Source organism: Ruegeria sp. HKCCA4633 (assembly GCF_013034605.1).
GTDB lineage: Bacteria > Pseudomonadota > Alphaproteobacteria > Rhodobacterales > Rhodobacteraceae > Ruegeria.
On the sequence record NZ_WQGJ01000004.1, the window covers coordinates 105,968 to 117,290 of the forward strand.

The window sequence follows — 11,323 nt, forward strand, 5'->3', positions numbered from 1 at the left end:
GTGTTTATAAGACGGGGGTTTGGTTCAATTCGCAAGCGTTGAGTGTCAGGCACTTGCTCTTTGCCGCTGTGGTGCTTAGGTCTCGGCGAACAAGAAAACGGAGAACCCATGCTGTCGCTGATCCAAATCCTGCTGCTGATCCTGGACGTTGTCTGGTTCATCATTCTGGCCCATGTGATCATGAGCTGGCTGATAAACTTTCAGGTGCTCAACTTGCACCAGCAACTGGTTGCGCAAATCTGGTACGGGTTGAACCGCATATTAGAGCCTATTTACGGCCCCATCCGTCGCATCCTGCCCAATATGGGCGGGCTGGATCTAACACCTTTGGTGGTCCTGATCGGGGTCTATGCGCTGCGGATCATCCTGATCAACAATGCACCCTATTTCTACTGACCTCTTGTTCACCAAATCTTAGTATGTGATTGTCCTGTCTTAAGAGCAGACAAACCTTAAAACAGGGCAACCCCGCAGATGTTCGACTCCGCACCCCTGCTGCGAGATGTCTTTGGATTCGATGACTTCCGCCCCGGACAGGAAGAGATTGTCGATTCCGTGACCGCCGGCGAAAACGTGCTTGCGATCATGCCGACCGGGGGCGGGAAATCCCTGTGTTATCAACTTCCTGCCTTGCTGCGCGACGGGGTGACGGTGGTGATTTCACCACTGATCGCCTTGATGCGTGATCAGGTGCGCGGACTGCAGGAAGCCGGGGTTGAAGCCGGGGCACTGACCTCGGGCAACACACCCGAAGAGACCGACGCGGTGTGGGAAGCCTTGGAGGCTGGGCGGCTTAAACTGCTTTACATGGCGCCTGAACGTCTGGCCGCCGGGTCGGCGTTGGGCATGCTGCGCCGGATCAATGTCAGCCTGATCGCCGTGGACGAGGCGCATTGCGTCAGCCAATGGGGTCACGATTTTCGTCCAGATTACCTGCGGATCGGTGAACTTCGGCGCGCGCTGGATGTCCCCCTCGCCGCTTTCACCGCCACGGCGGATGCGGAAACGCAGGATGAGATTGTCGAGAAATTGTTCGACGGCATCGAACCGCGCAAGTTTCTGCGGGGTTTTGATCGGCCTAACATCCATCTGGCCTTTGCTGCCAAGGACGGGCCGCGCAAACAGATCCTCGATTTTGCAGCCGCACGCAAAACCCAATCCGGCATCGTCTATTGCGGCACCCGCAACAAGACCGAAGTGTTGGCTAAGGCTCTGCGCGACGAAGGGCACACAGCCTGCCACTATCACGGTGGCATGGACCCCGAGGATCGTCGCATCGTCGAAACCCGCTTCGCCCGCGAGGACGGTCTGATAGTTGTGGCCACCGTGGCCTTTGGCATGGGCATCGACAAACCCGATATCCGTTGGGTGGCCCATGCTGACCTGCCCAAATCCATCGAGGCCTATTATCAGGAAATAGGGCGCGCGGGCCGTGACGGAGGCCCTGCCGAAACGCTTACCCTGTTCGGCCCTGACGATATCCGCCTTCGGCGATCGCAGATCGACGAGGGGCTGGCCCCGCCCGAGCGTCGCATGGCAGATCATGCCAGGCTGAATGCTTTGTTGGGCTTGGCCGAAGCGCTGGAATGCCGTCGTCAAACCTTACTGGACTATTTTGGTGAACAGGCTGCGCCCTGTGGCAAATGCGACCTGTGCGACACCCCGCCCGAGGTCTTCGACGGCACCACCCCCGTCCGTATGGCCCTTTCCTGTATCCTGCGCACCGAGGAATGGTTTGGCGCGGGCCATCTGATCGATATTCTGCTGGGGAACGAGACCGACAAAATCCGCGCGCGTCGTCACGACGATCTGTCCACTTGGGGCATCGGCAAAGACTGGTCGCGCCCTCAGTGGCAGGCGATTTTCCGGCAGATGATGGGGCATGATCTGGTCCGCCCAGATCCAGAGCGCCACGGTGCATTGCGCATGACCGAAGCTGCCAAGCCGATCCTGAAAGGCGAGGCGCAGATTAATCTGCGCAAAGATACGATCCGAAAAGCCACGCGCCGACCCGCAGTGAAAGCCATGGTATCCGAAGAAGACGCTCCGCTGCTGTCGGCACTTAAAGCGAAACGCCGAGCACTGGCTGAGTCTGCGCGCGTGCCGGCCTATGTCATCTTCCCAGACCGCACTTTGATCGAAATGGCTGAAAACCGACCCACAACACTGGATGACATGGCTCGAATTGGCGGCGTTGGTGCCAAGAAGTTGGAACGCTATGGCGACACTTTCCTTGAAGTCATTGTAGGCGCGGTCGAGGCCGTTCACCCTGCGCGGCGCAAACTGGCCGGGCGCGATCAGGGTGAGATCTATGACCGTTTACTCGAAGTGCAATCTCAGTTGTCGCGTGGTCCCGAGGGGATTGATAAGCCACTGACCTGTTCTGCCTCGCAACTGGCAAAGGTGGCGCAAATGCGCCCCGATGACCCACGCGGGATCGAGACGGTGCTGGGTGATCGACGTCACGAAAGGTTTGGCGCTGCCTTTCTGGACGTGCTGCGTGAGGCGGGCTAGTTCGTTTTACGTTTCAATCGTGTCAAAAGACGCTGCCTCTCCCTATGGTCGACCGCGCCTTTCGACAAATGCTCTTTTGGTAACACGCAAAACGACCTAGATACACCAAAGCAGGTAAGGAAAGAGGGCGGATATGCTGGTAGTGATTTCCCCGGCCAAGCGGCTGGACTGGGCAGAGCGGGATGTCGCGGTCACACAACCCGACTTTCAGGATGACGCGATCCGGTTATCTAAAACAGCCCGCAACCTGACACTTGGCGATCTGAAAAAGTTGATGAACCTGAGCGACGATCTGGCACGCCTGAACCGCGACCGCTATCGCACCTTTTCGGATACGCCCGAGGCCGAGGCCACGCGCCCTGCCGCGCTTGCTTTTGCTGGCGACACTTACCAAGGGCTTGAGGCCAGTTCTCTGGATGCCGAGGAACTGGCGTGGGCCCAGGACCACTTGCGCATTCTGTCAGGGCTGTACGGTGTGCTGCGCCCATTGGATGCGATTCAGCCGTACCGGCTGGAGATGGGCGGCAAGCTGAAAACTCGGCGCGGCAAGAACCTGTATGAATACTGGGGCAACCAACTCAGCAAAACGCTGAATACCCAAGGTGCAGAGATTGGAAGTGACTTTCTGATCAACTGCGCCAGTCAGGAGTATTTTGGCGCGGTTGACTTGAAAGCGCTGAAACTGCGGGTCATCACACCGGTGTTTATGGAAGACAAGAACGGGACCCCGAAGATCGTAAGTTTCTTTGCCAAAAAGGCTCGCGGTGCCATGGCGCGATATATCGTTCAGCACCGTCTGACCGACCCAAAGGCCCTGCTGGAATTTGACACTGGTGGGTATGAATACCGTCCTGACCTGTCTGAAGAGGACAAACCGGTCTTTGTCAGGCCCTATACAGCCTGAACATCATTGAAACACCTGGTCGCGGTTGCGGCCACGGAAGGAAGCGAGGGGCCAGCCCCTCGCGCTCCCCGAGGTATTTTTAGCCAGATGAAGCAGGATCCTGTTTTTGATCGCAGCGGTTTGTGATGAACTCTTCGGGTTCGGATTTATCAACAGGTCTCACGTTACTGGGTTGGTGGTTCAAGATCATCTGATGAATGAGGGTTTTGTGCAGCGGTTTGGTCAAATAGTGGTCGAGTCCTGCCGATAATATCCCCTCATCGTCCCCAGCCATCGCGTGCGCGGTCAGGGCAACGATCGGGACGTGTCGGCCGGTTTCAACTTCGAGCCTACGGATTTCGGCAGTGGCTTGTTTGCCGTCCATCTTGGGCATTGAAATATCCATGAAAATCAAGTCAGGCTCGAACTTCTGATAGATATCAACCGCCTCAAACCCATGAGATGCAAATCGTAGGTCAATGTTCAAAGTCTTGAGCATCTTTTTCAGGATCAATTGATTAGTGCGGTTGTCTTCGGCTGCAAGAATCTTCATTCGCCGGAGCGTTTTTGATCCGGAATCCTTTTTATTAGACTCTGACTTTGTCTGCTGCGGCGCTCGATCAGATTGCGGTGAGGCTTTCAGAGTCATCAACCTGGCATACAGCTCTGATCGGGGAATGGGTTTCTGAAGAACGCCACTTACGAGGTCGCGCGCCGGATGGGCGTGGATCAATGCGGGATTTGCGGACATCACAATGATCGGCAAGTCACCCCATCCCCGATCCTTGAGTGAGGTCGCAAGGTCCAGCCCATCCATGTCAGGCAGATCATGGTCACTCAGCACCAATTCTATCTGATCATTCATCAAGGACAGCGCCTCTCTGCCCGACGCGCAGACAGTCACTTCAGCACCCAGCTGGCCTAGCTGTTTCGCCAGAATTGCCCGGTTTACGGCCAGATCTTCGACCACCATCACGTGTTTGACGCACTCTGCCAGATTCGGCGGCTCGGGTTGCTTGCCTTCGGCGGTGGGCAGAGAGATGCGAAACCCGAAACAGGACCCAAGCTCCAGTTCGCTTTCCACCCAAACAGTGCCGCCCATCATTGAAATCAGCCGTTTTGTGATAGCCAAGCCCAGCCCTGTACCTTCGAATTGGCGGTTGCGCTCGTCTTCAACTTGATTGAACTCGCCAAAGATGTGACTGATTTTTTTAGCCTCGATACCGATGCCTGTATCTTCGATGGCAACATGGATGTCGCAGGTCTGTTTATCCGGGTGGGGCACACCCGTGACCCGGATTAGAACATGCCCTTCGGACGTGAATTTGACCGCGTTGCCAACCAAATTGGTCAGAACCTGTCGTATCCGTCCGGGATCACCAACAAACAGAGTGGGCAGGAACAGGTCGTAATCCACCAGTAGTGTCAGGCCCTTGTCGCGCACACTGGGTTGCAAGAGCATCGCAACCTCGAGAATGCAGCGTTCCAGATCGAAATGTTCGGGATGAAGAACAAGCTTGTCCGCTTCGATCTTCGAGTAGTCCAACACGTCATTGATGATGACCAGCAAGGCTTCACCCGAATTGCGGATGGTGTTGACGTACAGACGCTGTTCTTCGTTCAAAGGGGTTTCGTCCAACAGCTCACTCATCCCGACGATACCATTCATCGGCGTGCGGATTTCATGACTCATGTTGGCCAGAAATGCTGACTTTGCGCGGTTGGCCGCCTCGGCACGCTCGCGCGCGGCTGTCAGTTCGGTCTCATGCCGAACCGACGCCGTGATGTTGAGCGCAAGACTAACCACGTCACCACCATTTCCCCGCTGGTCAATCAGGCGGATGTATTGCCCGTTCCACAGTTGCAGTACGATGGGTGGAGGATTAGCGCGTTTCCAGCGTGCCTGCATCCTGGCGCGCCACGCATCAGCCGTGTCATCGCCGATGTCGACAATGCCTTCGGTTGTCAACAATTCTAGAATGCGGGGATATGTTATCCCAGGCACCACCTCATCCAAACCGTCAAAAACACTTAGATAAGCGGTGTTGGCTCCGATCAATCTGCCATCGCCGTCGAAAAAGGCAAACCCGTCCTGAATGGTTTGGATAGAATGCCACAAACGGCGTTCAGCCACCTCGATCTTGGCATTCGCGACGGTCAGGTCGGATTTGACCTTCTCATTCTCGTCGCGGACGGTTTCAACCTCGGCCTGAGTCTCACCAATGCGTTTGGTCAATGCCATCGCATGCTGGCCCAGTTTACGGTTGGCCGCCGAAAGCTCGGCCTGTTTCAAGGCCAGCATACGTTCGGCCGCCAGACGTGCGCGCCGTTCCTGTGCCAGTTTGTGTGCAAGACTCATGGTAATCGATTCCGGGACGTTCCGGTCCCACCATCGCGGCAGAGAATGAAAAACTGTTTAAGCCGTTGCGTGACAGGTACGCGCCATGCAAGGTTGAGCACAAAGAGGAGGGCAACATGCACCGCTTTGTTTTTATTTCAATAACTTATATCTTTTCACTCTTGATCCTGCCCGTCACCGCTCTGGCGCAGAACGCCGTGCCTGACTTCCGCTACATAACCACCCGGGACACGGACTTTTATGGGTCAGATCTGGATGCTCTGTTCGACACAGATCTGAAATCATGCATTCGGGCATGCTCGGCCAATGATCGCTGCACTGCTTTCACCTATAACACGCGATCCGATGCCTGCTTTCCCAAGGACGGGGTGACCCGGCAGGAGGCGTATCAAGGGGCGCTTTCCGCGCAAAAGGTAACGACCTCAGAACAGGCTCTGAAATTGGGCAAAACCCGTGCGGCAGCGTTGAGCGTTCTGGGTTCTGCTGATTTGAAGCGGGCGACAGATCAGGCGCGCAACCTGGGATTCCTGCATCCTGCCGGCGGTTACGACCTGAAAGCTGTGTTGGACGCAGCGCGTAGCGCGGGCAGTGCGACGCAAGCGATGCAATGGACCGGCGTTGCCGTGTCTCTCAGCGATGCGCCGGACCTGTGGGTGGAATACGCGCGACTATTGCTGATTATGAACCCCTCGGGCTGGAGCGAACGACGGGATTTGCGCAATCGTGCATTGAACGCTGCGATCAATGGCTATCTGCGCGCCGAGACCCCGGGCACCCAGATTATGGCTCTGATGACTATGGCAAACGCGCTGGAAGAAGTTGAGCGCGGGCGTGACATGGTTCCAGTGCTGCGCCTGGCCGAGCAAGTGCAACCGCGCGAGGATGTGTTGGCCGCACTCGACGATGCCATTGCAAAATATGGCTTCCGCGTTGTCGATAGCTCGGTCGAAAGCGATGCTGCCGCCCCCCGGATCTGTGTTGAGTTTTCCGAACCCCTGGTCAAGGCCGGCGTGGACTATGATCCGTTTGTGCAGCGTGGCGATGTCGGGTTGGTCGTACAGGCTGAGGATAAACAGCTTTGCGTCGACGGGGTCGCGCATGGCCAGCGATATCGCGTGACACTGCGGCAAGGGTTGCCAGCTGCCTCGGGTGAAGTACTGAACCGAAACGTTGAACTGACCCATTACGTGCGCGACCGAACGCCTTCGGTTCGCTTTCCCGGGCGCAGCTATGTCCTCCCGAAATCTGCGGATGCGGCTTTGCCGGTCGAAACGGTCAACGTCACCGAGCTGGATCTGATCCTGCGGCGGATCAGCGACCGGAACCTGTTGCGAGCCGTGCAACAGGACTTCTTTGGCCGTCCGCTCAGCGAATGGCAGGAAGAGGAATTCTCGGACCAGATTGCCGAGGATATCTGGACCGGCACTGCCGAGGTATCCAATCAGTTGAACCAAACCATGACGGCGCGCCTTCCTATGGCAGAGGCCATCGCTGGTCAGTCTGCAGGCATCTATGCGCTGACAGCCCGTGTTCCGGGGGCTGATCCTTATGACGACCCCGGCGCGACGCAGTGGTTTGTGTTGTCTGATCTGGGGATCAGCACCGCGCTTGGCACCGATGGGCTGCACGTAACGGTGCGCGGCCTCAGCGATGCGGCACCGCGTCAGGACGTCGAGGTTTCGCTGGTCACAAATGCGAACGCGGTCATTGCAACCGCGCGGACCGATGAAACGGGCTATGCCAGATTCGATCCAGGCCTGATCCGCGGAAAAGGGGCCAGTGCGCCTGCCTTGGTGATGGCCTCTGCCGGAGACAGCGATTTCAGCTTTTTGTCCCTCACCGATCCCGCCTTTGATCTGTCGGATCGCGGCGTTGAAGGGCGCGCGCCTGCGGGGCCGGTTGATGTCTTCCTGACCACGGATCGGGGTGCCTATCGTGCCGGAGAGGTCATCCATGTCACCGCGCTGTCCCGAGATGGTGAAGCACAGGCCATTGAAGCGTTGCCACTGACCGCGATCCTGTATCGTCCGGACGGGGTGGAATACCGTCGGTCTGTCTCGGACGGGGGCATTGCCGGGGGGCATGTCTTTGCTTTGCCTGTCGCCATCGACGTACCGCGTGGAGCATGGAAGATTGAGATTAAATCTGATCCCAAAGGCGAGGCACTGGCGCGTCAGACGGTACTGGTCGAGGATTTTCTGCCTGAACGTATCGATTTCGATCTGACCCTACCCGACGCGCCCTTGCGGCCCGGCGATAGCCCACCGCTTTCCATAGATTCGCGCTATCTGTTTGGTGCGCCGGGATCTGACCTGAGCATTGACGGACAGGTCATCGCGCGCGCCGCGGACACCGTTCCGGGGTACGAAGGTTACCGCTTTGGCCGCTACGATGCTGAGGCCGTGATCAAAAGCACTTATTTCGGAAACACGCGCACGGATGCGGCGGGACAGGCCACCGTGGCCGTCGAAATTCCAGTGTTAGAGACTGAAGGAAAGCCCATTGAGGCTGAAATCATCGCACGATTGACCGATGGCTCTGGCCGTCCGGTTGAACGTCGCCTGTCTGCTCCGGTTCTGCCACCGCAGCCGGTGATCGGTGTCAAACCTTTGTTCGAACAGGTTGTTCCCGAAAGTACCGAAGCGGCGTTTCAGATCGTCGCGCTCGCCCCTGATCTGAGCCCGAGTCCGATGCGTCTGCGTTGGACTCTGAACCGGGTCGAGACGCGGTATCAGTGGTATCAGCTGTACGGCAACTGGAATTGGGAACCGACAACCCGCCGCACACGCATTGCCACCGGCGAAGTTGACATCTCGACAGATCCTTTGACACTGGCGCAGCCCGTGGATTGGGGCCGTTATGAACTGGTCGTCCAGCGCATCGACGGCACATATGCCGAAACCGCTGTCGATTTCTATGCGGGCTGGTATCAGGCCGCGGATGCGTCAACCACACCAGACCGGCTTGAGATGTCGCTGGACCGTGACAGCTTTCGCGCAGGCGATACCGCGCAGTTACGGATCGTCCCGCGCATGGCGGGCGTCGCCCAGATCGAAATCCTGTCGAACCGGCTGATCCATCGCCAAATGGTGGACGTGCCGGAAGGTGAAACCGTAATCCCGATCGAAGTGACCGAAGATTGGGGCGCGGGGGCTTATGTCACCGCCACGGTCATCCGCCCGATGAACGTCGCAGCAGGTCAAAACCCGGCGCGTGCGATGGGCGTGGCACATGCCACCATTGATCCAGCAGATCGCAAGCTGGAAGTCGTTATTGATGTGCCCGAGGTCACATCTCCACGGCAAACGCAAAAAGCCCGTGTTAGGGTCGAAAATGCCTCGGAGAATGATCCTGTCTGGCTAACACTGGCTGCAGTGGATGTGGGCATTCTGAACCTGACTGGATTCGAAAGCCCGGATCCGCAGGAATATTACTTTGGGCAACGTCGTCTTGGCGTGGATCTGCGCGACGTTTACGGGCGCCTGATCGACGGCATGACCGGAGCGATGGGTACCGTCCGTTCCGGTGGTGACGCCGACAACGGCATGCGCCGCCAATCCCCGCCTCCGACGCAAGACTTGATGGCTGTGTTCAGCGGCCCGGTTCAAGTCGGCCCGGACGGAGAGGTTGAGGTGGACATTCCCCTACCCGCCTTCAACGGCACTGTCCGATTGATGGCTGTCGCGTGGTCACCCAAAGCGGTCGGGCAGGCCGAAGCCGATATGATCGTCCGCGATCCGGTGGTCGTCACCGCCAGCCTGCCCCGTTTCCTTGCCCCCGGCGATCAAAGCCGAATGCGGCTTGAGATCGTTCATGCCGATGGCACACCCGGGGACATGGTACTTGGTCTGACGGCTTCCGGTGGATTGAAACTGGGTGAGGCACCGACCAACTTTGTGTTGGAGAACGGTGGCAAGGCGATCTTTGACATCCCCGTCACAGCCAGCGTTGTTGGCGATCCCGAAATCAGTGTCTCGATCACCACACCGGACGGGCGCGACTTGTCGCAAACCCTGCGCGTGCCCATACGTGCCAATGATCCGGTGATTGCACAGACAAGACGTTTCGCGTTAGGGGCCGGGGACAGCTTCCTGTTTTCACAGGACGTATTTGACGGGTTCCAGCCCGGTTCGGCCAAGGCCATCTTATCCGCCGGAGCTTTGGCAAAGTTCGACACGCCCGGTCTGTTGGATCAGTTGAACCGTTACCCCTATGGCTGCACGGAACAGATCACCAGCAAAGCCCTGCCGCTGCTTTATCTGTCATCCGTCGCGCAGGCCTCGGGGCTGGGGGACGGTCCGGTGGTGGATCAGCGCATCGCAGAGTCCATTCGCAGCATCCTGACCCGTCAGGCAGCCAATGGTGCCTTTGGCCTTTGGCGTGCAGACAGTGGGGATTTCTGGCTGGACGCTTACGTGACGGACTTCCTGTCCCGTGCGCGCGCACAGGGATACCCTGTGCCGGATCGCGCCTTTGCCCAGGCCATGGATAACCTACGAAATAGGGTCAATTACGCGCCAGATTTCGACGAAGGCGGTCAGGATATTGCCTATGCCCTGATGGTTTTGGCACGAGAAGGCGCGGCATCGATGGGTGATCTGCGCTACTATGCAGATGTCAAAGGGGATGCGTTCGACACCCCATTGGCGGCCGCACAATTGGGCGCAGCACTTGCATCTTACGGCGATCAGACCCGGGCGGACGCGATGTTCAACCGCGCCGCTCGCATGTTGGAACAAGTTCCGGATGAGCAGGAAAATTACTGGCGCGCGGATTTTGGCACGCACCTGCGGGATGCGGCAGGTCTGTTGACTCTTGCCGTGGGCGCGGGCAGTGAGGCCGTCAATCGCGACGTACTGATCCAACGTGTCAGCGCCAGTCGCGCCCCGTTGTCCACGCAAGAGGCAACGTGGTCGCTTTTAGCCGCCCATGCGCTGGTGTCTGATCCGACTGGATCGGGCTTGACCGTCAACGGCTCTCAGGTGTCTGGTCCGTTTGTGCAGGTGCTGCAGTCTGGTCAGGCGGATGAGGTCAACATCACGGCAAGTGACGGCCAAGCCACGGACATCACCCTGACAGTCACCGGGATCCCTGAGGTTCCGCCCGAAGCGGGCGGCACCAGTTATTCGATCGAACGACAATATTACTCGATGGATGGCGATCCGATTGACGCCAACAGCTTTGAAACCGGCGAAAGGTTTGTCACGGTTCTGACAGTGACCCCGTTCGAAAGCGGCGGGGGGCGGCTGATGGTCGATGATCCACTTGCCGCCGGGATCGAAATCGACAACCCCAGTCTGCTGCGTTCAGGCGATGTACGGTCGCTGGACTGGCTGGACCTGTCTGAGGCAACTCATACCGAGTTCCGTTCTGACCGTTTCCTTGCTGCGGTTGATCTGTCCGGCGGTGAAACGGTAACGCTGGCCTACGTGGCGCGCGCTGTTACGCCGGGTATCTTCCATCATCCTGCGGCCTCAGTTGAGGATATGTATCGCCCGCAGAATCGGGCACGCACAGCGACCGGTCGGGTTGAGGTTCATTGATCAGCTTTGCAACATATCAATGCC

At 58.0% G+C, this 11,323-nt stretch carries 5 protein-coding genes; 4 read left to right on the forward strand and 1 reads right to left on the reverse strand.

The features are described from left to right. Positions 1 to 108 precede the first annotated feature (108 nt). The 3 genes from GOV85_RS11870 to yaaA all read left to right on the forward strand — a co-directional run bounded on the left by GOV85_RS11870 (position 109) and on the right by yaaA (position 3,418). Entirely contained in the window at positions 109 to 396 is a 288-nt protein-coding gene (locus tag GOV85_RS11870) for a YggT family protein (RefSeq protein ID WP_171178365.1), read from the forward strand. A 78-nt stretch (positions 397 to 474) separates the two neighbouring features. Next, on the forward strand, positions 475 to 2,514 hold the full coding sequence (gene recQ / locus GOV85_RS11875) for a DNA helicase RecQ (protein ID WP_171178367.1): 2,040 nt from the start codon (positions 475 to 477) through the stop codon (positions 2,512 to 2,514). A gap of 133 nt (positions 2,515 to 2,647) precedes the next feature. After that, the gene (yaaA, locus tag GOV85_RS11880; protein WP_171178369.1) at positions 2,648 to 3,418 is read left to right on the forward strand and encodes a peroxide stress protein YaaA; all 771 of its coding nucleotides are present in this window, start codon (positions 2,648 to 2,650) and stop codon (positions 3,416 to 3,418) included. Between the two features lie 79 nt (positions 3,419 to 3,497). Here the strand turns inward: yaaA and GOV85_RS11885 are convergent, their stop codons facing one another. Next, positions 3,498 to 5,756, reverse strand: a complete 2,259-nt coding sequence (locus GOV85_RS11885; RefSeq protein ID WP_171178371.1) for a response regulator — start codon at positions 5,754 to 5,756, stop codon at positions 3,498 to 3,500. 116 nt (positions 5,757 to 5,872) lie between these two features. Between GOV85_RS11885 and GOV85_RS11890 the strand changes: the two genes are divergently transcribed. Further along, positions 5,873 to 11,299, forward strand: a complete 5,427-nt coding sequence (locus GOV85_RS11890) for an alpha-2-macroglobulin family protein (protein ID WP_171178373.1) — start codon at positions 5,873 to 5,875, stop codon at positions 11,297 to 11,299. The last annotated feature ends 24 nt before the right edge of the window (positions 11,300 to 11,323 follow it).